The following is a 25838-nucleotide window of genomic DNA, read 5'->3' as shown; positions in this document are numbered from 1 at the left end:
CCGGTGTTCAGGACGGGGCGGTGACCACGACCGCGTAGCTTCCGACTCCCAGGAGTTCGGTGCCGGGAATCTGCTCCTCGTCGGTCACCAGGTGACTGATGTCTCCCGTCTGCTCGTCGAATTCGATGTCGCGCACGGTGCCTTTGACCAGCCCCGTCTCCGTGAGCACCGGCTTTCCGACGGGGTCGTGCACCGCATGGGCGTGGTCGCCGGGCTCGATGGTCTTCTCGTCGCGGACACGGTCGGCCGCTTCGACGGCGACCGCGTCCGGGCCGAACGACTGGACGTCTCCCCAGGCGAGGGTGCGACGTCCGCGGCCTCGGGTCTTGAGCCGCAGCCCGGCGATGCGCGCCGGTGCCGGCGCCACGGTGCACGCGGACACCGTCCCCACCGTCTCGGCTGTCGTGAGGTCCATGACGTCCCTGCCCAGGACCTTGGTGAACAGCATCGTCTCAGCCCTCCCGCGCCTCGTGCCGGAGGTGGTCGCGCAGGTCCTCGGCGGCGGCAGCGAGCCCTCCCAGGTCGCCCGCGCTGTGCTGTGCGGTGGCGTCCGGAACGAGTACCCGATCACCGGAGACGGTGACGGGGCCGGTCACGGGCAGCAGACTGCGGCGGCGCTCGGCGGTCTCGATCTCGTAGCCCGCCACCCTCGGCGCCCTCCCCGTCTCGACGACCGCGTCGGTGACGACACCCAGCCGGGTGCCGCCCCGGGTCGTGACCGCGACACCCAGCACATTGCCCCCGCCGCGCGCTCCGGCGTCCGAGCGGGCGGCCGAATCGTCCTCCTCCAGCGCGCTCTCGTCGCGCACCATGACCGCGTGCGGTCCCAGGGCGTGGACGTTCTCCCACAGCAGGGCACGGTGGAGCGGACCCGCCAGCAGGCCGCGGCCGGCGAGAGTGAAGCACCGGATGCTGCCCGTGGAGGGATCGAAGACGAGGTCCTTGACCTGCCCGATGTCTTCCCCTGCCAGGGTGACCACCGGCTTCTTGGCGATCTCACTGGCCCGCATGTACGTGGTCACGGCCTCCGCCCTCCTCTCCTCGGACGGCCCTGGGCGATGACGCCACCGGAGCGGCGCCGTGCCTGCAGGGACACGAGAAAGGTGGCCGCGGCCGCGATGACCGCGACAGCGACGACGAGCCAGGCCCACCACTCCATCTCCGAACCCCTTTGATCATGTCTATGCCTGTATGTACCTCCTGTTTCATTTCCAGGGTCTCACCGACCGGGGCGGCAGGATCTGCGGCCCTCCTGCGCCGTCCCCGCAAAGGGCCGGAATTCGGTCAACCAGTTCTGGTGAACGGGGATACTGGTGCCTGTCGCGACGTGGCGATCAAGGGAGTGGATCGGTGAACTCTGCGGGAGAAGCGGGCAGTTGGGGCTCGGCCCGTGGCCGGGGCGGACGGCACGCGGTCGTCGTCGGCGGGAGCCTCGCGGGGATGCTCGCAGCGCACGTTCTCGCCGGGTACGCCGACCGGGTGACCGTCGTGGAGCGCGACCGGTTCCCGGACGGGACGGCGTCGCGGCCCGGGGTGCCGCAGGGCCGGCATCCGCATGTGCTGCTGGAGGGCGGGCAGGAGGCCCTGGAGTCGCTGCTGCCGGGTTTCCTGGCGGAGCTGCGGGCCGCGGGGGCGCCTCGGGTGGGCATGCCGTCGGACATGGTGCTGTGCCAGAACGGCCACTGGTTTCGCAGGCTGCCCTCGACGACGCACATATACACCGGTTCCCGCGCCCAGCTCGAGGAACTGGTGCGGCGGCGGGTACTCGCCAACCCTGTGATCAATGTGGCGCAGGGCAGTGACGCCGTCGGATTCCTGGGCGACGCCGCTCGCGTGCGGGGCGTGCTGCTGCGGGAGCGCTCCGTTGACGACCGCGGGGAGCAGCAGGCCCTCGAGGCCGACCTGGTCGTCGACGCCTCCGGCAGCGGCACGAAGGCCCCGCAGTGGCTCACGGCGATCGGAGCCGAGGCCCCGCACGAGGAGACCATCGACACGGGGCTCGCGTACGCCTCACGTGTCTACCGCGGCAAGAGCGGTGTCCTGGACGGCGACACCGTCGGCTACTACGCCTACCCGAGCCCCGACCAGGTGCACGCCGGCGGAGCGCTGCCGCTGGAGGACGGCAGCCATCTGGTCATCGTCTCGGGGCTGCGTGGGGACGAACCGCCCCGGGGCGACGACGAGTTCGTGACGTACGCCAAGAGGCTGCCGCATCCGCCGCTGCATCGGTGGCTGGAAGAGGCCGAGCCGCTCTCGTCGGCGTTCGGCTACCGGCGGACCGCCAACGTCCGCCGCCGCTACGACCTCACCGGCCGCAGCCCGGCCGGATTCCTCGCGGTCGGCGACGCGCTGTGCACCTTCAACCCGATCTACGGGCAGGGCATGGCCGTCGCCGCGATGAACGCGGTCGCCCTGCGCGACGCCCTGGCCGATCCGCGCCGTACCCCACGACGCGGCGCGTACAGCGGGCGCTCCTCGCGGCCTCCCGGCAGGCGTGGGACATCTCCGCCGGGGCGGACCGCAAGATGCCGGGCGCCATCGGCAACGCGGTCGAAGGCCGGCCGGCGGACCGTGTCGCCGACTGGTACCTGCGGCGCGTCCAGGAGCACTACCCCGGCGACCCCGTCGTGGGGCGCGCCTTCCGAGCCGTACTGACCCTGTCCGCGCCCGTCACCGCCCTGTTCGCCCTGCCCGTGGCCCGAGTCGTGCTCTTCCGCCCGCCTGCCCCCACCCCCGCCGAGCCGCCGGTGACACGGGAGGAAGCGGAGGGCTGAGCGCGGTCGGCCCACAGATGCCTCGGCATCCGCTCGCAGAGCGGCATCCGCTCACAGGGCGTGCGCCGCCGCGCCAGGCCGTGTGTAAGCCTGCCGTGGGGCAAGAGGCCCGTGCTCGCCCGCGCAGACGACGACCGTCTCCAGCGGTTCGCCGCAGTCACGGTGGCGCACCTCCAGGGGCGGCCCCTCCAGGTCCGCCGTGTACCGGTCGCCCCATTGCTTGAGGGCGAGCATCACCGGCCACAGGTCCCATCCCTTGCGCGTGAGCCGGTACTCGTGGCGCGTGCGGTGGCCCGGTTCGCGGTACGGGACGGTGTCCAGGACCCCGGCGGCGACCAGCTTGCGCAGCCGGTCCGCCAGCACCGCCTCGGACATTCCCATGTGCCGGCGGAAGTCGTCGAAGCGGCGTACGCCGTTCATGGCGTCGCGCAACACCAGCAGCGACCACTTCTCGCCGATCAGGTCGAGGGTGCGCTGCACCGTGCAGTTCTCGGTGCTCGTCTCCAACCAGGTCATGGCGCCATCGTAGGCTGGCTTCGACATTGACAGCCAGGTGCGTGCCAGCTAGCTTCGGTTGTCGAAGCCAGATGGGGAGGAAGAGACGTATGACGAGGTCACGCACCGTCGAGTGGCAGGATCCGAGTATCTCCGCGGCCGTCGTCGGCCAGGAGAGCGGTCTCGACTTCCTGCGCAGCATGCTGAGCGGACGTCTGCCCGGCCCGCCCATCGCCGCGACCCTCGGATTCACCCTGGAGCAGGTCGAGTTCGGCCACGCCGTCTTCGCCCTGGAACCGGGGGAGGAGCACTACAACCCCATCGGCAGCGTCCATGGCGGCGTCTACGCCACCCTCCTCGACTCGGCCGCCGGCTGTGCCGTGCAGTCCGTGCTGCCGGCGGGCATGGGATACACCTCGATCGACCTGAGCGTGAAGTTCCTGCGGCAGATCAACGTCGACACCGGCAAGGTCCGTGCCATCGGCTCCGTGCTCAACCACGGCCGCCGCACGGCCCTGGCACAAGCCGAATTGTTCGATTCCGAGGACCGTCTGCTCGCCCACGCCACCAGTAGCTGCATGCTCTTCCCCGTCTCTCCGGCGTCGAGCTGACAGCGGCGATCGCGAGAGATCCTCCCCGCTGGCGCCGACCGGGCGGGAATCTCTATCGTCAGGGGGACGAACGAGACCGCGGGGGAGCACATTCTGGTGAGGAAGTGGCGGCAGCCGCGCCTGCCGGTGGACGAGCAGCACCCGCCGCCTCCCGCATCGCGCCGCTCACGGCGAAAGCAGGCGGTCTCCGAACTGCGGGCGCAGGGCCGGTACGGCCCCGGACTCCGCGACGTCCTCCCGGCCTTCGCGGGCCTCGGTCTCGCCGTCCTCGTCCCGGTGTTCCTGCTGGTCTGGTTGCACCGCGGCTTCGGCGTCGCCGGACTGGCGATCGGCGTCGGCGTGCTGGCCGCGATCGCCTTGGTGGCCCTGCGACTTCGCCGGGGCGTCGTGCGTCGGCGCGGTGGCCGCTACACCGCGCAGGAGCTCGCCCTGCTGGATGAGCGCGGGCTGGCGGAGGCGGTGGGGCGGATCCTGCGGCGCGACGGCTGGCGGGTGGTCGACCTGACCCTGACGAAGGGGCGGCGACGCCTGCACGCCCGGGACCGCCAGGGCCGCCGGCTGGACGTCAGGTTCCGCGCCGAGGAGACGGCCGAGGCGGAGGACAGCCCCGCGACCCTCGTCGAGCCGGGTGAACCGGACGCCGACAGCACGGTCCAGGTCATCGTCCACCCCGGCAGCTTCAGCCGCGCGGAGACGAGGTGGGCGTCCCTCCAGGAGGACGTCCGCCTCGTGGACGGCGGTCGGCTGCAGCGCTGGGCGAGAGGCGTCCCCCTGGATGAGCTGGAGATCACGTCGTCTCCTTCAGGGAGAAGATCCAGTCGCCGTTGACCAGGCCGGACGACGTGATGCCGTAACTCCCTTGATGATCAGGCGACTTCCCCTGTTCACTGACCCGGGGGAACAGCCGCGTCGTCACCTCCCTCAGCCGATCGGAACCCGTCATGCTCAGTCACTCCCTGATCCGGCCGCTGCCGGAGCTGCTGAAGGAGCACGCCGAGCGGGCGGCGCGGCGGGTCGCGTACGCCGACGCCTCGCGCAGGGTCACCTATGCCGAGTTGGAGCGGCGGACCCGCGCACTGGCCGGGCATCTCACCCGGACGGGACTGCGCCGCGGCGACCGGGTCGCGATCTGCCTCGGCAACCGCGTGGAGACGGTGGAGAGTCACCTCGCCGTCCTGCGGGCCGGGATGGTCGGCGTCCCGCTCAACCCGCGGTCCTCCGACGCCGAGCTGGCCCACTTCCTCCAGGACAGCGGCGCCGCCTTCGTCATCACCGACGCCGCGCACCTCGCACAACTGCGGCGCCTGGGGCCGCCGTACGACGCACTGGGCGCCCTGGTCACCGGAACCGGCCCGACCCCGGAGGGTACCCACCCGTTCCAGCACGCGGCCGAGAGCGACGAGTCCGCCGAGATCGACACGCTCGGACTCGACGAGCCCGCCTGGATGCTGTACACCTCCGGCACCACCCACCGCCCCAAGGGCGTGCTGTCCACGCAGCGGGCCGCACTGTGGTCGGTGGCCGCCTGCTACGCCCCGGTCTTCGGCCTCTCGCCCGACGACCGGCTGCTCTGGCCGCTTCCGCTGTTCCACAGCTTCAGCCACTCGTTCGCCCTCCTGGGCGTGACCGCCGTGGGCGCGAGCGCCCGCATCGCCGGGGAGTTACCGGCACCCGGCGGGCTGCGGAAGGAGCTGGTCACGGCCTACGAGGGGCTCGGCGGGCCGTTCACCGTCGTGGCCGGCGTACCCGCGACGTATCACCGGCTGGCCGACACGGCAGGCGCCGCCCCGCAGGCGCTGCGGATGTGCCTGGTGGCCGGTGCCCCGAGTGGTCCGGCGCTGCGCGCGGCCGTGGAGGAGGCCCTCGGGGCACCGCTGCTCGACCTGTACGGCAGCACCGAGACCTGCGGCGTGATAGCGGCCGATCGTCCCGAGGGCACCCGGATCGACGGCTCCTGTGGGACGCCCGCGCCGGGCGTCGACGTACGGGTCGTCGACCCCGGGAGCGGCGAGGACGTCCGCGACGGTGCCGAGGGCGAGGTCTGGGTGCGTTCGCCGGGCCTGATGACCGGATACCACGAGCAGCCCGAGGCGACGGCCGCCGCACTGGTGGACGGCTGGTACCGCACCGGCGACCTCGGCCGCCGCGTCGAGCACGGCCATCTCCAACTCACCGGCCGCCTCAGCGAACTGATCATCCGCGGAGGCGAGAACATCCACCCGACGGAGATCGAACAGGTCCTGTCGCAGTGTCCCGGAGTGTCCGACGCCGTGGTCGTGGGCGTGCCGCACGACGTGCTGGGCGAGGTGCCGGTCGCCTTCGTCGTGCCGGGGCCGGAAGGGCTCGACGCGCGGCGGGTGCTCGCCGAGTGCCGTAGCCGGCTGGCCGACTACAAGGTCCCGACCGAGATTCGCGAGATCGCCGCCGTCCCGCGCACCGCGTCCGGCAAGATCGCCCGGCAACAGATGGTCGTCCCTGCTCCGACCGCCGTCGACCTCGCTCCTGCCGTTCTGCGCGAGCGGCTCCTGCCGCTCTCGCCCGACGAGCGGGAGCGTGCGCTGCGCGAGGCGGTGCTCATCGAGACCGCCGGGGTCTGCCGGACCGGGCCGGACGAACTGCCCGACGCCGACGGCTCGTTCGCCGATCTCGGCATGACGTCCGTCGGCGCGGTCGAACTGGTGGACCGGCTCGGTGAGCTGACCGGCCTGAGCCTGCCGCCGACGCTGGTCTTCGACCACCCGACACCGGCCGACGTGGCTCGACACCTGCGCACCGCGCTCTTCGAGGACACACCCGAGGGAGGACGCTCCCGGATCCACGGCGGACAGGACCGGTCCCACGAGGACGATCCCGTCGTGATCGTCGCCATGGGCTGCCGGTATCCCGGTGACGTCAACTCCCCCGAGGAACTGTGGGAGTTGGTGTCCGAGGGGCGGGACGCCATCACGGAGTTCCCGGCCGACCGCGGCTGGGACCTCGACGCCCTGTACGACCCCGACCCCGACCGGCTCGGCACGTCGTACACGCGCCACGGCGGATTCCTGCACCGGGCCGCGGAGTTCGACGCCGGACTGTTCGGAATCTCACCGCGCGAGGCACTCGCGACGGATCCCCAGCAGCGGCTGCTCCTGGAGACGTCCTGGGAGGTGTGGGAGCGGGCCGGGATCGCCCCGGCGTCGCTGCGCGAGAGCGACACCGGCGTGTTCGTCGGCGTGATGTACGCCGACTACTCCACCCGCTTCACCCGCGTCCACGAGCTGGAAGCCCACCTGGGCCTGGGCTCGACGGGCAGCGTGGCCTCCGGCCGGATCTCGTACCTGTACGGACTGCGCGGCCCCGCGATCACCGTCGACACCGCGTGTTCGTCCTCCCTCGTGGCGCTGCACTGGGCGGCGCGGTCGCTGCGCTCCGGCGAGTGCTCGCTGGCACTGGCCGGCGGGGTCACGGTGATGGCCACGCCCAAGCCGTTCCTCGCCTTCAGCCGGCAACGCGGGCTGTCGCCGGACGGGCGCTGCAAGTCGTTCTCGGCGGCCGCCGACGGCACGGCCTGGGGTGAGGGCGTGGGGCTCGTCCTGCTGGAGCGGCTGTCCGACGCGCGGCGCAACGGCCATCCGGTCCTGGCCGTGCTCCGCGGCTCCGCCGTCAACTCCGACGGCGCGTCCAACGGGCTCACCGCGCCCCACGGCCCGGCTCAGCAGCGGCTCATCGCGCAGGCACTGGCGGACGCGGGACTGCGCGCCGGTGACGTGGACGCGGTGGAGGCGCACGGCACGGGAACCCGGCTCGGCGACCCCATCGAGGCACAGGCCCTCCTGGCCGCGTACGGACAGAACCGTGAGCGGCCGCTGTGGCTCGGCTCGGTCAAGTCCAACCTCGGGCACACCCAGGCGGCCGCCGGAGTCGCCGGCGTCATCAAGACGGTGCAGGCCATGCGGCACGGCGAACTGCCCCGCACCCTGCACGCCGACTCGCCCACACCACACGTCGACTGGTCCTCGGGCCAGGTGGAACTGCTGACCGAGCCCCGGCCCTGGCCGCCCTCGGAGCGTCCACGGCGTGCCGGGGTCTCGGCCTTCGGAATCGGCGGCACCAACGCCCACGTGATCCTGGAGGAGCCGCCGGAGCGGGAGACGCCGGTCTGCCGGGAGACAGCCACGCCCCCGCCCGTTCCGCTGCTGCTCTCCGCCGCCGACGAGAGCGCCCTGCGCGCCCAGGCACAACGGCTCGCGACCGAAGCGGCACACCGACCGGACCTGTCGGCCACCGACATCGCCCACTCGCTCGCGGTGTCGCGCTCCGCCCTCACCCACCGGGCGCTCGTGCCAGCCGCCGACCGGACACGGATGCTGGACGCGCTGAGCGCGCTGGCAGCCGGCCGGGACACCCCCGGAGTCGTACGAGGACTGGCGGACCCGGAGCTCCGTACGGCCTTCCTGTTCACCGGACAAGGCGCGCAGCGCCCCCGGATGGGCGCCGAACTGCGCGCCGCCTTCCCCGTCTTCGCCGAAGCCTTCGACGAGGTCTGCCGACACCTGGACGACCTCCTCCCACGGCCACTGAGCGCGGTGCTGTCCGCCGAGCCGGGCTCACCGGAGTCGGCACTCGTGGACCGCACGGACTTCACGCAGGCCGCACTGTTCGCCTTCGAGGTGGCGCTGTTCCGGCTGCTCGAATCGTGGGGCGTTCGAGCCGACCGCCTGGTGGGCCACTCCGTGGGCGAGCTCGCGGCCGCGCATGTCGCCGGCGTACTCGAGCCGCCCGACGCGGCCACCCTCGTCGCCGCGCGTGGCCGGCTGATGCGGGCGCTGCCCGACGGGGGCGCGATGGTGGCCCTGGACGGGAGCGAGGAGGAAGTCGACGCCGCGCTCGCGGAGTTCGCGGCGAAGGGGGAGTCCGCATCCGCCGCCGTGCCGGGTGCGGTGGCCGTCGCATCCGTCAACGGGCCCCGCTCGGTGGTGATCTCGGGCGCGCGGGACGCGGTGCTCGCGGTCGCCGCCGGCTTCGAGGCGCGCGGCCGCAGTGCCGTGCGGCTGCGGGTGAGTCACGCCTTCCACTCGCCGCTGATGGACCCGGTCCTCGACGAATTCCTGGACCTCGCACGCCGGTTGACCTTCCGCCCGCCGCGCATCCCGATCGTCTCCACCGTGACCGGCCGGCCCGCCGAGGCCGCGGACCTGTGCTCGCCCGAGTACTGGGCCCGGCACGCCCGGCTGCCCGTGCGCTTCGCCGACGCCGTACACCGGCTCGCGGACGACGGGATCTCGGCCTACCTGGAACTCGGCCCCGGTCCCGCACTCACCGCGGCGGCCACCGACTGCCTGGCCGAGACGTCCACGCACGCCCCCGTTCTCGCCGCGACCACACGAAACGGTGCGTACGAACCGGAGACGCTCCTGTCGGCCGTGGCGCGGCTGCATGTGGCCGGGGCCGCCGTCGACTGGACGGCGGTGTACGCGGACCGCGACACGGGGCGCGTGGATCTGCCGACGTACGCCTTCCAGCGGCAGCGGTACTGGCTGGACGTACCGCCCACGACGGGGACCGATGCCGCCGACTCGCTGCTGAGCCCGGCGTTTCCGGTGCCGGACACCGAGCGCACGGTGCTGAGCGGGCAGTTGTCCACGGCGGCCCACCCCTGGCTCGCGGACCATGTCGTCGCCGGCAGGGTGATCGTGCCGGCGACGGTGTTCGTGGAGATGGCCGTGCGGGCGGGCGACGCGGTGGGCTGCGGTGCGGTCGACGATCTCGTGATGACGGCGCCGCTCGCCCTGTCCGGTGCCGTGGGGGTGCGGGTGCAGGTGGTGGTGGGTGCGCGGGACGGCTCGGGGCGGCGCCCGGTCGACATCTACTCCCGGCCCGAGGAGGCCGCCGAGGACGCCCCATGGACCCGGAACGTCTGCGGGCGGCTCGGTCGCGCACGCGAGGCGGAGGGCGAGCCGATCCCGTGGCCGCCCCAGGGCGCCGAGGCGCTGGATCTCACCGACGCGTACGCCGCCCTCGCCGATACCGGGCTGGCCTACGGGCCGGCCTTCCAGGGGGTCGGTGCACTCTGGCGGCGCGGCGACGACGTCTTCGCCGAGGTCCGGCTGCCCGCGCCGCACACCTCGCAGGCGGGCCGATTCGGGCTGCACCCGGCGCTGTTCGACGCCGCGGTGCACGCGCCGCTGCTGGCCGCGCCCGCCGACTCGGGCACGGTGCGGGTGCCGTTCGCGTGGAGCGGGGTGAGCCTGCACGCCTCGGGAGCCACACAGCTGCGGGTCAGGGTGACGGCCACGGGCCCGGACACGGTCTCGGTCACCCTGGCCGACCCGTCCGGCCGCCTCGTGGCCCGCGTGGAGTCGCTGGCGACCAGGGAACTCCCGCCCGACGGGGCCGACATGACGGACGACCTCGTACGAAGGGCTCTGCTGCGCCCTGACTGGGTCGTTCTCGAACTCTCCGTCGACGGCGACGGCGACGGCGACGATGACGGCCACGACGACGGCGGCGATGGGCGCGGCTGGGCGGTGCGCGGGCCGGACGAGCTGAACCTCGCCTCGTATCTGCCCGGCGCCGGGAACCCCGAGTTCGTCGCCGTCACGGCCGTCGCCCGCGCGACCGGCTCCGATCCGCTGCCGGCCGTACACGCGTTGACCGGCCGGGTGCTCAAGGAGCTCCAGGACTGGCAGGACGATCCGGGGGCGGCAGGCGCGCGGCTGGTCGTGGTGACGCGGGACGCCACCGGGCCGGTGCCGGACCTGGCGGGTGCGGCGGTCTGGGGGCTGGTGCGTGCCGCGCAGTCGGAGCTGCCCGGCCGTGTCGTGCTGGTGGATGTGGACGGGCACCCCGAGTCGCTGCGCGTACTGCCGTCGGCCGTCGCCACCGGTGAGCCGCAACTCCGGGTGCGGGACGGGCAGGTGACGGTGCCACGACTGGCCGCGGCCGGGGACACCTCCGACCCGGGGGCCGGCTTCGGCGCGGGCGGCACGGTGCTGATCACCGGAGGCACCGGCGCGCTCGGCGCGGAGCTGGCCCGTCACCTGGTCGCCGAACACGGCGTACGGCATCTGCTGCTGACCGGACGCCGGGGGCCGAAGGCGCCAGGAGCGCGGGAACTGCGTCTCGAACTGGCGGAGTCGGGGGCCCAGGTCGACATCGTCGCCTGTGACGCGGCCGACCGTGCCGCGCTGGCCGAGGTGATCGAGCGCTGCGACCCGCCGCCGGGCGCGGTGGTGCACGCGGCCGGGATCCTCGACGACGGTGTGCTGGACTCGCTGACCCCCGAGCGGATGTCGGCCGTGCTGCGGCCGAAGGCCGACGCGGCCTGGAATCTGCACGAACTGACGCGGGGCATGGACCTGTCGGCGTTCGTCGTGTTCTCCTCCGTCTCCGGCCTGCTGGGCCGAGCGGGCCAGGGCAACTACGCCGCCGCGAACTCCTTCCTCGACGCCCTCGCCCAGCGCCGCACCGCCGAAGGACTGCCGACGCTCTCGCTGGCGTGGGGCCCGTGGGAGCACGCCGACGGCATGGCGGCGGGACAGCCCTCGCGGGCACGGGACCCGCTGGTACCGCTGTCCATCCGGCAGGGCCTGACCCTCTTCGACGCCGCGCTGCGCTCGACGGAGCCGGTGCTGGCGCCGGCCCTGCTGAACCGGGCGGCGCTTCGGTCCGGCACGGGGCACCTGCCACCGCCGTTGCGCGGCCTCGTCCGCCGGAGCCGGCCGACCGCCGCGGCGACGGTCTCCGGATCCGAACAACCGGCGGAGCCCGGGGCCTGGCGGAAGCGGCTGGCCGACATACCCGTGCCCGAGCGGGAGACGGCGCTCCTGGCACTGCTGCGGGCCGACGTGGCCGCGGTGCTCGGATACCCGCACGCCGACGCGCTCCCGGCCGGCAAGGCCCTCACCGACCTGGGGTTCGACTCCCTCACCGCCGTGCAGATCCGCAACGCGCTGAGCACGGCGCTGAACCTCCGTCTGCCGGCGGCCGTGGTGTTCGAGCACCGCACGGCCGAGGAGTTGGCCCGCCACCTGCTCGGCCTGCTGGACGACGAACCCCCCGCCCCAGCGGCCGAACGGCCCGCGCACACCCTCTCCTCCCTGTTCCGGACGGTCAGCGCCGGCGGCCACCCGGTGGCGGCGATGCACCTGCTCGTCACCGCGTCCCTGGCCCTGCCCACCTTCACGGCCACCGACGGCCGCGAGCACGCACTGCCCCCGCTCCGCCGCTCCCACGGCCGCCCCGGCTCCGGAAACCCGACGGTCGTCTACTTCCCGGCCTACCATCCCTCGCCCGCATCGGACGGCGGCGACTTCCCACGGTTCCACCGCGCCTTCCAGAACCACCTGGACGTCCTGGAGTTCCCGCACCCCGGCATCGGCGCCGGCGCCGCCGTACCGGAGGACCGCGCCGCGCTGGCGCGCACGCAGGCGGAGAACGTGCTGCGGCATGTCGGGGACGGGCCCTTCGTGGTCGTAGGACGGTCGGCGGGCGGCAATGCGGCGCACCTGGTGGCCCACGAACTGCAGACCATGGGCCGGACACCGACCGGTCTGGTCCTGCTGGACACCTACCACATCACGCCCGGCAACAGCGGCGAGGACTGGCTGCTGTCCCTCGCCGCCCCACCGCCGCACGACACCGATGACGACGACACCGCCCTGGCCGCGATGGGCGCCTACCAGCGGATCTTCCTCGACTGGAATCCCGGGCCGGTCGCCACGCCCACGCTCCTGGTGCGCGCGCGGCGGCCCACGCCCGCGATGGCGGCCGCCGCGGACGGGGACCACTGGCGGACGTCCTGGCCGACGGCCCACGACGTGGTGGACGTCCCCGGCGACCATCTGACGATGATGCGGGAACACGCGGAGACGACCGTGTCGGCGATCCGCGGCTGGGTCGAGGCGCGAACGCCGAGGGGAGAGCGGTGAGTTCCGCCGCCACCGCCGCCCGCTTCAGATCCAGGTGTCGAGCCACATCCTCGCGTGCCAGTCGGCGTACGGGATCGTCTGCCCGGTGTAGAGCGGGAAGAAGTAGATCAAGTTCCAGGCGATCAGGAGGACGAGTACGCCCGCCGCCACCGCACCCCGCGTCCGCCGTCTCCAGGCCGCCCCCGGTGGGCCAAGCAGGGCTCCCAGCATCATCGTCACGGCCAGGCACAGGTAGGGCACGAACACGACGGCGTAGAAGGAGAAGATCGTACGGTCCTGGTAGAGGAACCAGGGCAGATAGCCGGCCGCCACCGCGCACAGGACGGCACCGGCGCGCCAGTCACGGCGCAGCGCCCAGCGGTGCAGCAGATACACGAGGGCGCAGCACGCCGACCACCACAGGAGCGGCGTGCCCAGGGCGAGGACGGTCTGCGAGCAGTCGACCGTGGTGTGACACCCGTCCCGGCCGGGGTCCGGCGACTCGTAGTCGAACAGCACCGGGCGGCCGAGGACCAGCCAACTCCAGGGGTTCGACTCGTACTTGTGCGGGGTGTGCAGTCCCACGTTGAACCGGTAGACCCCGTACTCGTAGTGCCACAGGCCGCGCAGCGGGGCGGGAATCCATGACCAGGTGCCGCCGCGGCCGTCCGCCCAGTGGCGCGCGTAGCCGCGGTCGGACAGGAACCAGCCGGTCCAGGTCGCCAGATACGTCACGGCCGCGACCGGAGCGAGGGACAGCACCGACCGGCCGAGATCCTTGCGCAGCACCGCGCGGTACGGGCGGCGCGCTCCCGTGACACGGCGGGAGCCGACGTCCCACAGCACCGTCAGGACCATGAAGAAGGCGAGGAAGTACAGGCCGTTCCACTTGGTCGAGGCCGCCAGTCCCAGGAAGGCGCCGGCGGCCAGTCGCCAGGGGCGCAGGCCGGTCCCGGCACGGTCACCGGTGCCGGCGTCCGGGCGCACCCGGCCGTCCTCGCCCACCGGGAGGGCCGCCGCGAGCCGGGCCCGTGCCCGGTCCCGGTCGAGCAGCAGGCATCCGAAGGCCGCCAGGACGAAGAACATGACGACGAGGTCCAGCAGCGCCGTCCGGCTCATCACCACGTGCAGACCGTCCATCGCCATCAGGGCCCCGGCCAGACAGCCCAGCAGCGTCGACCGGAACAGGCGCCGGCCTATTCGGCACAGCATCAGCACGGACAGCGTGCCCAGGACCGCCGTCATGAAGCGCCAGCCGAAGGGGGTGAGGCCGAACATCGACTCGCCGAGGGCGATCACCCACTTGCCCGTCGGCGGGTGGGCGACGAAGGCCCCGGTGTCGGACAGCGGGACGGCCTGCGGGTGCGCGAGGACCTGCGGGTCGGCGATCTCGCGGTCCGGCCAGGTGCCCTCGTAGCCGAGTTGCAGCAACGACCAGGCGTCCTTGGCGTAGTAGGTCTCGTCGAAGACGAGGTCCCGCGGCCGGCCGAGGCGCCAGAAGCGGATCGCTCCCGCGAGGACGGCGACGAGCACCGGGCCCAGCCACTCCATCGCCTTCGCGGCGCGGTACGCCGACGCCGGGCTGAGGCGGGTGGACGCCCACAGGTGGGTCGGCGGCTTCGGGAAGGGCGGGACGAGACGCTCGCGGATGTCGGTCGGGCGTCGGCCGACGTACCCGAAGCGGCGCAATCGTTCCTGCCGATCGCCGCGTGCCGGAGGGCGACTCGTCCCGTCGAGGACGGGGAAACGGGTCGCGCCGCTCGCGAACAGGCTCCGGGCCAAGGTGATCAGGCTCATCAGACCAGAGGGTAGATCACCGGGCAGACCACCCTTCGGCGATGAGCCGGTGGGAGCGACGGCCTCCGGCCATACGTCAGCTCGTCGTCGGCGGCTCACCGTCGCTTGGGCGCCCCGCAGTTGACGGATCGTCCCACCTCGCCTCCGGGTCGCGGACCTCGCCGGTGCCCAGTGTGATCACGGCCCGGGGACGCATGGGCTCCTCGCCGCGACGGGAGAGCAGCACCACCTCCTCGACCGCCGCCGACAGCGTGCCGAGCCGGGCGGCGCACTCGGCCGCCAGGCCCTTCGGGTCCCGGGTGCGGCCGAGGGACAGATGGGGAGTGAAGCGGTCGCCGCGCCCCTGGCAGAGCGGGAAGCGCCGCCGCAGTTCGCGGCGGAGGCGGGCCCATGGCGCCGGGTCCGCCGCGGCCGGATCGAGCCAGACCGTCGCGTAGTGGCGATGCCGGAAGTAGCGCACACCGGCCAGGCGCGCCGTGAACGCCGTACCGGCCGTCGCCCCGGCGGCCAGCAGCGGCACGGCCCGAGCGAACTCCTCCTCCGGCACGAAACCGAACAGCAGATTCACATGGGGCGGCCAGCGCCGTACCTGTGGATCGTGCTCCCAGCGGATGTCCTGGATCGGCGGCCAGAGCTCGCGCGGAGGCAGCCACGCCACCGCCGTCCGGGGCGTCGGCGCCACCTCGAGCACATCCACCGGCTCGGCCGCGCCATGAGCCGGAATCCCGTCCACGAGGTCATGGTCCCAAAACGGGACGACGACCTCTACACAGTCCCGCCCGGGCCGGACCCGACAACGGGGACAAGATCATCCCATCGGGGACCGGTCGAACGATTCGCCAGGTGAACGGAGCCGCAATCGATCAACAGCGCCCGTGCGGCACGGCGATTCTTGTGCGCGTATCCAACGAATGGGCAGGCACACGGGCCACCGGGCCGGTTGCCTCCACTGGTCAAGGAGTTCCCCTTGAGTCTTCGTCGCGTAGTCACCGGCGCCCTCGGTTCCGTCGCCCTCGTGCTCACGTCCCTCGGCGCGGTGACCGCCCAGGCGATCCCCGCGGCAGCCGACCCGTGCGGCTTCTACGAGACCAGCTCCGACGCCTACTACAACCACTGCACCTCCGACGGCTCGCGGGTGGTCATCAAGGTGCGCGTCGCCTATGCGTCGGACTACGAACGGTGCGTCGGGCCCGGCACGACCTGGCTGGGCTCCGCCGCCAAGATCCAGGGCGCTCACTACGTGGGCCGCACCTGCTGACAGCCCGACACGGGCTGCGGTCCTCCTGGGGTCGGCCGACAATGGGACATGCTCGCCATCGGCTGTTCGCACCGATCTCCCTCGGCCTGCTGTCCCCGATCCCGGATCCGGTCGGCAGCGGGCCGAGGTGATGCTCAGGGCACTGCCCGTGGGCCTGCCGCTGGTCGCGCTGGGGACCGCCGGCCTGACGGCGTTCCTCCTCGGACCCGAGGGTGGCGCGGCCGCCTCCCGCGCGCCAGGACGACTTCAGCCGCCCAGCACAGGCAGGGACAGCCCACAGCGGACGGGTCGTGCGTGGGCGGGATCGAGGGCGTTGCGCACGAGCTGGGCGGCGTTGGTGTCGTACGCGAGCGACAGGTGCTCGGACATGTCCTGCGGGCAGATCCGCTGGATCAGGATGTTGCGGACGGTCGCGCCCGGTCCCGCGGTCAGGAAGTTGTTCCGGTACGGCGTGGCGAACTCGTCGTACCTGGTGGCGATGACGGTGTAGCGGACCCCCGGCTGGGTGTCCCCGCCCCGGTCGAGCTTCCTGTTCACCGCGGAGCCGACCATCTGGTCCGACCACGCCTGGCCGACGACGGCGGACACGGTCGGGTTGAGACCCAGCTTGGTGATCAGGGTGCCGACGCCGGAGACGTTCCCGCCGTGGTTGGACGGGGCGAGCGCGATGAGGCTGCGCACCTTGTTCCGCTTCGGATGCGCGGGATCCGTGCCGCCCTCGAACCGCAGATACCAGCGGGGCGTCGGACCGCCGCCCTGGGAGTGCCCGACGAGATCGACCTGGCGGGACCCGGTCGCCTTCAGCACCCGGTCGACGTAACGGGCGACCTGGCGGGCGGACTCGGGGATGGGGCCCGTGGCCTGGAACGGACTGCCGGGCGGGCCACCGTAGTTGGGGGCGAAGACGCAGTAGCCCTCCCGCTTCAGCCACGGGGACAGCATGCTCCAGTTGTTGAAGGCGTTCCCCGCGGATCCGTGCAGCAGCACGACCGGGCGCGGATGCCGGCGCGTGGGCCGGCAATCCCAGTCATTGGCCCCGGCCGGCGGCGCGTCCGGGTTCCGGAGCCCTCCCGCCACCGCCGCGGAGACATCGAGGACCTGGCCCAGCGGTCGCGAGGGTGAGGGAGTGTCGGAGGCGGCCGCGTCGCCCGGCAGGCCGGCCGTCAGTGACAGGGCCGCGCCCGCACAGACCGCCGCCCACCTGCTGCGCCGCGGGTTCGACCGACTCCGGGAAACCTTCCGATCCGACATCGGGCCACTCCTCGTCTCCATGCCGGCCGTGCGCCGACGCGAAGATGATCGAGGAGCCGGTCCCCGCCGTGCCCAACAGCCGCTCGCGGCACCTCATATGGAGCAGACGGCTTTCATCCGTCCAGCTCACGGAAGAGCAGAAAGGCGTATCGGCGAGCGGAGTGCGGTCGAACGTGTGAGCGTTGGGGGATCGGATGCGCTAAGGTGGACCACGAGCTGGTCGCCGCAACTCCGGGTGACTGGTGTCGCGTTGGTGGTCCAAGGAAAGACGTCCCGCTTCCTGCGGGGAGATGCAGGTGCAAGGCCTGCCCGGCGCTCGATCACGAGGCCCGTCCGCACACCGCGGACGGGCCTCATGGCGTTGGCTGGCGAACAACAACGACGCCACATTTTTTCCGGGCGAGCACGGGAACTCACCCGGCTCCCCATCCGACTTCTGTGAAGAGACCGCCGTCCGGCGGTCGGCCAGCGAGCCCGTCATCGGTACAAGGGAGTCGTACGTGTCCCGCTCCACTCTGATCCGCAGTCTGCGCCGTACCGGCGTTCTCACCTCGGTCGCCCTCGCCGTGACCGTCGCCGTCGCGGGACCGGCGGCGGCGCACGCCGAGGTGGAGGCCGCGGGCGCCCGGGCCCTCGACCAGAACGTCGCGCTGACCTTCTCCGCGGCGTCCGAGTCGGCAACGGCCGGAATCAGCAAGCTGGAGGTGATCCTGCCCGAGGGCATCAGCCCGCAGGACGTCACCTATGACGAAGGGCCCAAGGGGTGGAAGTTCGCCCCCACCGGCCGGGGCTACACGGTGTCCGGGCCGAAGCTCGCGGTGGGGGCGGACGCCGAGTACGTCGTGACCGTACGGCAGTTGCCGGACGCGAAGGAGCTGGTCTTCAAGACCCTCCAGAGCTACAGCGACGGCAAGATCGACCGCTGGATCGAACTGGAGGAGGAGTCCGAGGGCGACGGGCACGGGCACGGCCATCCCGCGCCCCGGCTGGAACTGAAGGCGGCCGCACCCGGCGCCGAGCCGGTGAGCCCCACTCCCACCCAGGACCCGTCCGCATCTGCGTCGAACACCGCCTCGGACGAGCCCGCCGCCAAGGAGTCCTCCGCGGAGCCGGTGGCGGACGACTCGAAGGACGACGACGGCATGCCGGTGGCCGTGCCCCTGGGCGTCGGTGCGGCCGTCGTGGTGCTCGGCGGCGGCGCGTGGTGGATGCGCAGGCGCCGGAGCGGGGCCGCCTGAGTATCGCGGTTCGCCTTACGAGAGAGGGGCACCGCTCAGCGCCCATCGGTCCGGGCGCGGAGGCTCCGCGTCAGGGTGGGGATCATCACCGTCGCAGGGACGAGGTGCAGCCCGAGGAGGGCGGCGGTGGTGGCGGTGTTCGCCCCGGCCAGGAGGGGCGGGACCAACGAGACCGCGGTCAGCGACACCGCCGCCCACACGAATCGCTCGGCGGGGCGAGCGCTCCAACGAAGAAGAGCGACGGCGATGACGACGCCCACGGCCGAGGAGAAGCCGGTCACCACGGCGAACCCGGACAACGGGATCGTCTCACCACCATCGGGGACCTGGAAGTCGACGCCAGCGGCCCCGGCAAGAGCCGCGGCGAGGGTGGTGGCCACCGTCGCCGCGAGCGTGGCGATGAAACCGATGCCGGCGAGCCCCCGGAGCCGGTGGGTCTGGTCGGTCCGGCTCGATGCCGGGGCTGCGACGACCCCGGTGCCATTCGTCCTGCTCATGTCGATCCTCCATCATTCGGTAACGGGCGTACGGGGCCTGGCTCCGGGGGCAACGGCGAACGCGTCGCACCACTCCGCCGCGACCGCCACGACCACCGCGACACGCGCGCCACCGCCCAGCGCGCGCGTCCACCTCGGGACTACTCCGTGCCGTCCGCCGGCAGGCGCTCCGGCAGACCGAGCCGCGGGAACCGGTCGTCGTGGAACGTGACGATCTCGGTGATCGCCCCGCCGCTGACACGCAGGACGTCGATCGTCAGCGGCAGGTACGCGCCCTCCCGCTCCCGCCAGAGGTAGAAGGCGACGGCGGGCTGCCGGTTCACCGAGGTGGGGACGGCGCGCAGGCCCTTCATGCCCTCGAAGCCGCTCTCGACCCAGTCGTTCACCACCGCGTCGCGCCCGACGTACAGGCCCGGCGTGGGCGGCATCGAGCAGCGGACGTCGTCCCGCAGCAGGGCGGCGAGCCGGCCGACGTCCGTGGCCACGCTGGCGTCGGTGTAGCGGCGCACCAGCTCGCGCGTCCCGGCGTCCTGTTCGCCGCCGGTCCAGTCCTGCCGCTCGGCGGGCAGGTGCTCGCGCATGCCGGCGCGGGCTCGCTGCAGCGCGCTGTTCACGGAGTTGACGGAGTCCCCGAGGAGTTCCGCGACGTCCTTCGCCGGCCAGCCGAGGACGTCCCGCAGGATCAGCACGGCCCGTGGGCGCGGCGCGAGGTGCTGGACCGCGACCAGGTACGCCAGCTCGATCGTCTCCCGCGCGACGGCGACGGCCTCCGGCTCGTCCGCGTCGCCCGCGGGCAGCTCGTCGAGCAGCCGGTCCGGGTAGGGCTGCAGCCACAGCACCTCGCCGCCGGTCGCGGGCTCCGGGCGGCGCTTGGCGAGCAGGTCCAGGCAGGCGTTGGTGGCGATCCCGTACAGCCAGGCCCGGAACGTCGACCGCCCCTCGAAGGTCTCCCGCCGCCGCCAGGCACGGAGGAACGTCTCCTGCACGGTGTCCTCGGCGTCCTCGAACGACCCGAGCATCCGGTAGCAGTGCACGTGCAGCTCCCGCCGGTGCCGCTCCGCCAGCCCCGAGAACGCCGGCTCGTCGACCTCGCCCAGACCGCTCACGCCCAGCTCCTCCAGCCGCGTGTCCGCACTCATCACGTCATCCTTCCGCCTCGTCGTGCCCCGTCATAGGTGTGACGGGTGGGGGCGCGAAAACTCATCACTGCACCCTTGCGGTCGTCCGGAGGGGGCCGCAGCGCAGCTCGGTCAGGACATGGCGTGCCGGCCGGGGCGAGTCGGCCCCGGTGTCAGCGGCGACGGCTCACGCCACCCCGGTCACGAGGTGAGCGCCTCCTCCGCGTCGTAGCCGTAGATCCAGCCGCTGCCCACCAGGGGATCGGACGCGGCGAGTGCCGTGTCACGGGCCTGCTGTTCGGGGCCGTCGGGCAGGTGGTTGATGTCCCGGCGGGCGTGGCTGACCCGCTGGAGGCGGGCGGTGCGGTCGATGCGGGCGGCCTCGTACCGCCGCAGCGCCTCCTCGGGGTCCGCCACGGACGCGGCCAGGCAGCGGGCCAGCACGGCGGCGTCCTCGATGGACTGGGCCGCTCCCTGGGCGAAGAACGGGAACATCGGATGCGCGGCGTCACCGAGCAGCGTCACTGCGCCCAGGCTCCACCGTCGCAGCGGTGCCCGCTCCAGCAGCGCCCAGCGCCCCGGGGCGTCGTCGCCGGCCGTGATGAGGTCGGTCACCCGGCGGTCCCAGTCGGCGAACTCGGCGTAGAACTCCTCGACGGTGGCCCTCGCGCTCCACGACTCGTCGGTGAGGTCTCCGGCCGGCGCGACGGCGACGACATTGACGGCGTCGCCGCCGGAGATCGGGTAGTGCACGAAGTGCCGGCCGGGCCCCAGCCAGAGGGTCTGGGCGGGCCGCCGGGCGAAGTCGGGCGCGGCGTGGGCCGGCACGACGGTGCGGAAGGCGCAGATGCCGGAGTGCTCGGGCGGCGCGGGGTCGGCCACCGCGCCGCGGACGACGGAGTGCACACCGTCGGCGCCGATGACGACGTCGGCCTCGACACGGCTGCCGTCGGCGAACCCGAGCAGTGCGCCGTCGGGGCCCGTGTCGACCGACGTGCACCGCGCGCCCAGCCGGACCCAGTCGTCGGGCACGGCCGACCTGACCGCGTCGAGCAGATCGGCCCGGTGCACGGTGTACGTCCGCTCACCGTAGAGCCGCTCGCACACCCCGCTCAGCCTCTCCACCGACAGCACGCCGCCGTCCGCCCAGCGCCGGAACTCCCAGGCCCACTCCAGCGGCACGGCCCGGCGCAGCAACCCCTCCATCACGCCGAGGCGACGCAGCAGCCGTACGGCGTTGGGGGCCACGATCAGACCGGCGCCGACCTCCGTGAAGGCCGACGCCTGCTCGAACACGGTCGCCGTCAGGCCCGCGCGGCGCAGGAAGGCCCCGGTGGCGAGGCCGCCGATGCCGCCTCCGACGATGGCGATGCGGGGGCCGTGCGCGAGGTCGGGCATGGGCCGCTCCTTCGATGCGAGGCCAACGTCCTGCTCACATCTTGCGCCCCACCCATGCCCTCCCTAGAGGTGCTCCTCGCCTTCGGGTCCTGGTCGTCACACGGAGGCCGGCGGTGACATCGGCCCGGGGCGCGGCCGATACGGGGATCACAGACCGTCGCGCACCATCGCGGCCACGATCCGGACGTGGCGGTCGGCCGCCGTGTTCGAGAACTCGTTCTCGTAGTTCAGGCCGTATGGCCAGAAGTGGCCGCCGCCGGTGGAGATTTTGGCGCTCGAACCGTCGAACTGCCGGACCAGCGCCGTCGCTTGAGAACCTGTCCAGGTACCGCCGCCGCCGAGCCGCGACCAGCCCGAGCTGGTCCCCACGCCGATGGTGTGGGCGATCTCGTGCAGTGCGGTGCGCTCGGTCATGTAACCGCGGTTGCCGAAGCGGATGGTGCCGTTGATGTTGCCGTCGGCGGTGGGGACGCCGGGGTCGTAGCGGACGGTGATGGCCTTGCCCAGGTCGCTGAGGTTGTTGTAGCGGGCCACCGCCGCGTTCATGGCCCTGGTGATGAGGTCGTACGCCGTGCGCTGGTCCTCGGTGGGGTTGGCGGCCCGTTCGAGGGTCCAGGTGATGGTGGCCGCGGCCGCCACCCGTCCCTGCGGTGCCGGGGCCGGGGCGGCCTGCGGGGTGGCCTGCGCGATGCCCGGGCTCGCCAGCAGGGCGGCGGCCAGCGCGGCCACGACCGCCTTGGTGCGCCAGGGCCTGGACGGCGTGTGCGATTCGGGCGTCGCGGCTCGTCGTGGACTCATTGCGGGGTCCTCCTGTGGGGGGGTGGCCGTAGCGAATGGGACCCGGGTCGAGTGAGGCGGGGCTTTGCTGGGGGTGTCCGGCAGCGACCGCCGGACGGTGGAAAGCGCTTTCCGCTCAAGCTTTCCGGATGCTAATCCTGTGTTTTGAGCATGTCAATGGAGTGTGCTGGCGGCGGCCTGCGTATCCGTCTCCGTGTCATGCAGCGCGTAAAGCCCACTGATCCGCGCCCCGCGCCGCCGCTTGGCCTCGACGGCCTTCATCCCCGCGTGCAGCGCGGTGCTGCCCCGGCGGTACGCGTCCTCGATCGGCGCGTAGTAGGTGAGGGCGAAGTACGCGAACGGGGCGGGGTGTTCGGGGTCGATGCCGACGGCGCGCAGCCAAGTGGTCCCGCCCTGGTGGTAGTAGAGGCAGAAGCCGGTCATGCGTGGACCCGCGTGGGCGGCGACCACTCGGGCCTGCTCACCCATGGCGACGGCCTGGCGTTCGAGGACGTGCGTCATCGCCGCCGCGTCGTCGGCGTGACCGTGGGATCTCTGCAACGCCGCGAGGAGCCGGCCCGCGTCCTCGTAGCAGTCGATGAGGGGTTGGTGCCGTATGTCGAGCCCTGCCGCCGCGAAGGCGGCGCGCTCATGACGTATCGCCACGCGTCGTTTGGACGGCAGCGAGGCGAGATAGTCGTCGAAACCGGCGCCGGGCAGCGGAATCGTCGCGTCGTCCTCCATGCGATGCGGGGGCGTGGCGTACAGCGGCGCGAGCATGTGCGTGGCGGACTCGGTCAGATACGGCCACCAGTGCGTCGTCCCGTGCCGCTCGGCGTGGTCGCGTGCCGCCTCGCGGAGCAGGGTCAGGCACTGGGCGGCGAGGTCGTCGGGGAGGCGCGGGTCGGTCAGGGGCGTGTTGTGGTAGCCGCGCCGGGCGCCCGCGAGCACCCGCGGCCTCGCCGTCGCGGGCGCGAGGTGCGTGGGCCGGTAGTAGGCGTTGGGTTCGTCGTGCACCAGGTACAGGGGCGCGGCCGCCACCAGGGTGTCGGCTTCGTCCCGGACCAGCGCGTACGACGCCGTCGCCGTCGGGTCGCTCTCCTCGCCGGCGAGCCAGCGGTGCGAGAGGTACACACTGGCGTGCCGCGCCAGCCGGTCCCAGTCCGCCACCGGAACCGCGCGCACGCTGCGCACGATCTCCGCCTTCATCCGTGCCTCCTTCCGCCCTGCGGGGCAGGGGACTTCAGGGCCGGGATCGCGGCGAGGGCCATGAGGCACGCCGTGCCCTGTACGGCCCAGGGCAGTAGGGCGTGGGCGTCGAGGAGGCCCGTGAACAGGGCGGGGGCGGCGATGTTGCCCGAAGCCCAGGAGAGTTGGTACAGGCTCTGCCTGCTGCCGCGCGCCGCGTTCGGGGTGAGCGTGACGGACAGCTCGCTGACGGCCGGCGAGTAGAGGATCTCGGCCAGGCTGAACAGGACGATCGCGAGGGCCAGGGCGGGCCATGCGGGGACGTCCGCCTCAGGCACCGCGGGGGCCGCGAACGCCAGCATGGCGCACACCAGCAGGGCATGGCCCACGGCCAGGGTGTGCCGGGCCTGCTTCGGGGCGACGTGCGCCGTCAGCGGACTGGTGAGCGTGGAGACCATCGCGGTGTTCACCACCAGCAGGATGCTCGCGGACCAGGCGGGCAGCCCGAGCGTTTGGGTGGCGTACACGGCGATGAGCACCGACAGCATGGCCTGGGACAGTACGAAGGGGACGTTGCAGCCGACGAGGAGCAGGTAGCGACGCATGTCCGCGCTGCCCGGCCCCTTGCGCGCCGTGCGGTCCTCGCCCGGCGGTTTCTCGCCGGCCGTCTCGGGCGGGGGCGTCGTCCGCACGCGTGCGAAGCAGAGTGCCGCCAGCAGATACAGCGGGGCCGCCGCGACGACGAGCCACGTCAGGGCCGTCGTGCCGAACAGGGCGAGCGCGCCGGCCGCCAGCAGTGCCCCGGCACCGATGCCGATGTTGCGCAGGCTGCCGGTGAAGGCGAACCAACTGCGCGTCTCCGTGGCGGGCGCGGCGTGCAGGATCAGCGTGCGCTGCGCCGTGTAGTACGCGTTGACGCCGGACTGCACCAGCAGATAGGCGCCGGCGATCTGCCAGGGCCGGTCGGCGAGGAGGAAGGAGAGGAAGCCGGCGGCGCTGACGACGTTGGCGACGACGGTCAGACGTCTCGGCCCGTGCCGGTCCATGAAGCGGCCCGCGGCGAAGACGACGGGCAGGGCGGCCAACTGGCCCACGGTGACCGCCGCTCCGACCGCGGCGAGCGGCAGATCGCGCAGCGTGGTGAAGTACAGCAGGCCGAGCGGCAGGAGCATGCCGTTGCCGAGGGAGTCGACGAGGTTGCCGGTGACGAACCGGCCATGGCCGCGGGTGGCCGGGAGCCCCAGCGCACGGCGCAGTCTCGGAGAACGGGTCGGGGCGGTCCGCGTCATGGGGTCAGCAGGGCCCGGGTCTTGTCCAGGATCTCCTGGCGTGGCCAGCCCGTGGTCCGGTGCAGCTCCTCCAACTGCTTGACGGTCTGCCGCTCGTCGCCCTCGGCGAGCGTGAACACGACGATCTCGCCGTGACTGGTGTCGTCGATGACCAACTCATGGGCGGTGACGAGATTCAGCCGGGCCGTCAGCTCCGAGCGCACCGGCTCCGGCAGACGCTCGGGGGACAGGAACTCGACGGCCCATCCCGTACGGCGCACAGGGGCCGGGGCGTACACGCCGCGCGCCATGTCGGCGAGCGCGGTGAAGGTGTTGGTGCCGGAGGCGGCGCAGGACAGGGTCGTGGCGCCGCCGATACGCGGGTTGATCTCCAGGATCACGTACCGCGAACCGGTGTAGATCATGTCGACGTTGACGGATCCGCGGACCTCGAGATCCTCGCACAACGCGGTCAGCCCGGCCGCGACCGGCGCGAAGTCGGCGTCGGCCCGGGGCCGGGGACCGCACCAGCGCAGATCGGCGAAGGTGAACACGGGCTCGGTGCCCGCCGTCCCGGTCCAGCACACCGGCAGCACCTGGTACGCCCCGGGCTCGCCCACGATGTCCACCGAGCACAGCGCGCCGGTGACGCATTCCTCGATCACCGCCGACACCTCGGGCGGGTCGGCGAGATAGGCGTCCAGGGCCGCCGCGTCGGGCAGGGCCCTGATCCCCATGCTGGTGGAGTCCCACAGCGGCTTGGACAGGAGCGGATAGCCGATGCCGGCGGCCGATGCGCGCAGGGCGTCCGCGTACGCGGGAACCGCCACGCCGCGCCCGGCCAGCAGATCGGAGTCGGCCTTGAAGCCGCGCGGGGTGTCGAGGCCGGCGCGAGCCAGAAGCCGCTTGGTCTCCCACTTGTCGGTCAGGGCCAAGGTCGATGCCAGCGGGGTCATCACCGTGGGGATGCCCCGGGCTTCGAGGAACTCCTTGACGGTGGCGTCCCGCAGGGCGTTCTCGCACGGCAGGGAGATGGAGACGGCGGCGTCCGCGCCCCAGTCGGCGACCTCCTGGGCGAGTTCGGCGGGGGTGACGGCGGCGTCGAGGCGGCGCCGGGCGCCGGGGAAGTCCCCGTCGTCCGCCGTGCCGTGCGTGTGGAACAGGCGGCTCTCGACGCCGAGCCGGGACAGCTCGCGGACGCATCGCTGGATGTAGGGGTCGGCGCGTCGGATCTCCACGGACCGCAGGAACGCGATCCTCCGTACGGGGCTGGGCACGGA

The 25838-nt window shown here is 72.8% G+C and carries 19 protein-coding genes, 1 tRNA gene and 1 pseudogene; 7 read left to right on the top strand and 14 right to left on the bottom strand.

The window, feature by feature from the left end:
• Positions 1–7: 7 nt before the first annotated feature.
• Entirely contained in the window at positions 8–448 is a 441-nt protein-coding gene (locus IM697_RS27105; protein WP_194038724.1) for a PRC-barrel domain-containing protein, read from the bottom strand.
• A 4-nt stretch (positions 449–452) separates the two neighbouring features.
• The gene (locus IM697_RS27100; protein ID WP_194038723.1) at positions 453–1022 is read right to left on the bottom strand and encodes a PRC-barrel domain-containing protein; all 570 of its coding nucleotides are present in this window, start codon (positions 1020–1022) and stop codon (positions 453–455) included.
• 418 nt (positions 1023–1440) lie between these two features.
• Here IM697_RS27100 and IM697_RS27095 point away from each other — a divergent pair.
• A pseudogene (locus IM697_RS27095) lies at positions 1441–2774 on the top strand (FAD-dependent oxidoreductase).
• A gap of 51 nt (positions 2775–2825) precedes the next feature.
• Here IM697_RS27095 and IM697_RS27090 read toward each other — a convergent pair.
• Positions 2826–3290 (bottom strand): winged helix-turn-helix transcriptional regulator, encoded by a 465-nt coding sequence (locus IM697_RS27090; protein WP_194038722.1) that lies wholly within the window; start codon positions 3288–3290, stop codon positions 2826–2828.
• 89 nt (positions 3291–3379) lie between these two features.
• Between IM697_RS27090 and IM697_RS27085 the strand changes: the two genes are divergently transcribed.
• Positions 3380–3880, top strand: a complete 501-nt coding sequence (locus tag IM697_RS27085) for a PaaI family thioesterase (protein ID WP_194038721.1) — start codon at positions 3380–3382, stop codon at positions 3878–3880.
• Between the two features lie 96 nt (positions 3881–3976).
• Positions 3977–4708: a hypothetical protein gene (locus IM697_RS27080; RefSeq protein WP_228044184.1), complete on the top strand. Its 732-nt coding sequence runs from the start codon at positions 3977–3979 to the stop codon at positions 4706–4708.
• On the opposite strand, the gene IM697_RS27075 is transcribed toward IM697_RS27080, so the two are convergent.
• Complete coding sequence (locus IM697_RS27075; RefSeq protein ID WP_194038720.1) at positions 4668–4823, bottom strand: hypothetical protein; 156 nt, start codon at positions 4821–4823, stop codon at positions 4668–4670. The two genes, IM697_RS27080 and IM697_RS27075, sit on opposite strands and share 41 nt — an antisense overlap.
• On the opposite strand from IM697_RS27075, the gene IM697_RS27070 reads away from it, so the two are divergent.
• Positions 4822–12789, top strand: coding sequence for a type I polyketide synthase (locus IM697_RS27070; RefSeq protein ID WP_194038719.1), 7968 nt, complete (start codon positions 4822–4824; stop codon positions 12787–12789). The two genes, IM697_RS27075 and IM697_RS27070, sit on opposite strands and share 2 nt — an antisense overlap.
• Before the next feature lie 24 nt (positions 12790–12813).
• Here IM697_RS27070 and IM697_RS27065 read toward each other — a convergent pair whose 3' ends face one another.
• Positions 12814–14565 (bottom strand): dolichyl-phosphate-mannose--protein mannosyltransferase, encoded by a 1752-nt coding sequence (locus IM697_RS27065; RefSeq protein WP_194038718.1) that lies wholly within the window; start codon positions 14563–14565, stop codon positions 12814–12816.
• A gap of 76 nt (positions 14566–14641) precedes the next feature.
• Positions 14642–15298, bottom strand: coding sequence for a 2'-5' RNA ligase family protein (locus IM697_RS27060; protein ID WP_194038717.1), 657 nt, complete (start codon positions 15296–15298; stop codon positions 14642–14644).
• Between the two features lie 234 nt (positions 15299–15532).
• Between IM697_RS27060 and IM697_RS27055 the strand changes: the two genes are divergently transcribed.
• Positions 15533–15823 (top strand): DUF6355 family natural product biosynthesis protein, encoded by a 291-nt coding sequence (locus tag IM697_RS27055; protein WP_194038716.1) that lies wholly within the window; start codon positions 15533–15535, stop codon positions 15821–15823.
• Positions 15824–16069: 246 nt separating this feature from the next.
• On the opposite strand, the gene IM697_RS27050 is transcribed toward IM697_RS27055, so the two are convergent.
• On the bottom strand, positions 16070–17074 hold the full coding sequence (locus tag IM697_RS27050; protein WP_194038715.1) for an esterase/lipase family protein: 1005 nt from the start codon (positions 17072–17074) through the stop codon (positions 16070–16072).
• A 247-nt stretch (positions 17075–17321) separates the two neighbouring features.
• On the opposite strand from IM697_RS27050, the gene IM697_RS27045 reads away from it, so the two are divergent.
• Positions 17322–17391 (top strand) — tRNA-Arg (locus IM697_RS27045).
• Positions 17392–17574: 183 nt separating this feature from the next.
• The gene (locus IM697_RS27040) at positions 17575–18312 is read left to right on the top strand and encodes a DUF1775 domain-containing protein (protein WP_228044183.1); all 738 of its coding nucleotides are present in this window, start codon (positions 17575–17577) and stop codon (positions 18310–18312) included.
• Positions 18313–18347: 35 nt separating this feature from the next.
• Here the strand turns inward: IM697_RS27040 and IM697_RS27035 are convergent, their stop codons facing one another.
• From IM697_RS27035 to IM697_RS27005, 7 genes are all read right to left on the bottom strand, one after another.
• The gene (locus tag IM697_RS27035) at positions 18348–18809 is read right to left on the bottom strand and encodes a DUF6069 family protein (RefSeq protein ID WP_194038713.1); all 462 of its coding nucleotides are present in this window, start codon (positions 18807–18809) and stop codon (positions 18348–18350) included.
• A 140-nt stretch (positions 18810–18949) separates the two neighbouring features.
• Complete coding sequence (locus IM697_RS27030) at positions 18950–19948, bottom strand: RNA polymerase subunit sigma-70 (protein ID WP_194038712.1); 999 nt, start codon at positions 19946–19948, stop codon at positions 18950–18952.
• Between the two features lie 180 nt (positions 19949–20128).
• Entirely contained in the window at positions 20129–21325 is a 1197-nt protein-coding gene (locus tag IM697_RS27025) for an FAD-dependent monooxygenase (RefSeq protein ID WP_194038711.1), read from the bottom strand.
• 147 nt (positions 21326–21472) lie between these two features.
• Positions 21473–22123, bottom strand: coding sequence for a hypothetical protein (locus tag IM697_RS27020; RefSeq protein WP_194038710.1), 651 nt, complete (start codon positions 22121–22123; stop codon positions 21473–21475).
• Positions 22124–22276: 153 nt separating this feature from the next.
• The gene (locus IM697_RS27015; protein ID WP_194038709.1) at positions 22277–23311 is read right to left on the bottom strand and encodes a peptidogalycan biosysnthesis protein; all 1035 of its coding nucleotides are present in this window, start codon (positions 23309–23311) and stop codon (positions 22277–22279) included.
• Positions 23308–24579, bottom strand: coding sequence for an MFS transporter (locus tag IM697_RS27010; protein WP_194038708.1), 1272 nt, complete (start codon positions 24577–24579; stop codon positions 23308–23310). Before IM697_RS27010 ends, IM697_RS27015 begins: the two co-directional genes overlap by 4 nt.
• Positions 24576–25835: an ATP-grasp domain-containing protein gene (locus tag IM697_RS27005; protein WP_194038707.1), complete on the bottom strand. Its 1260-nt coding sequence runs from the start codon at positions 25833–25835 to the stop codon at positions 24576–24578. The genes IM697_RS27010 and IM697_RS27005 overlap by 4 nt, the downstream gene beginning before the upstream one ends.
• Positions 25836–25838 lie beyond the last annotated feature (3 nt).

It is taken from the genome of Streptomyces ferrugineus, assembly GCF_015160855.1.
Lineage (GTDB): Bacteria > Actinomycetota > Actinomycetes > Streptomycetales > Streptomycetaceae > Streptomyces > Streptomyces ferrugineus.
Note: the sequence above shows the minus strand (reverse complement) of the source record. Positions and strands in the feature narration are given on the sequence as shown.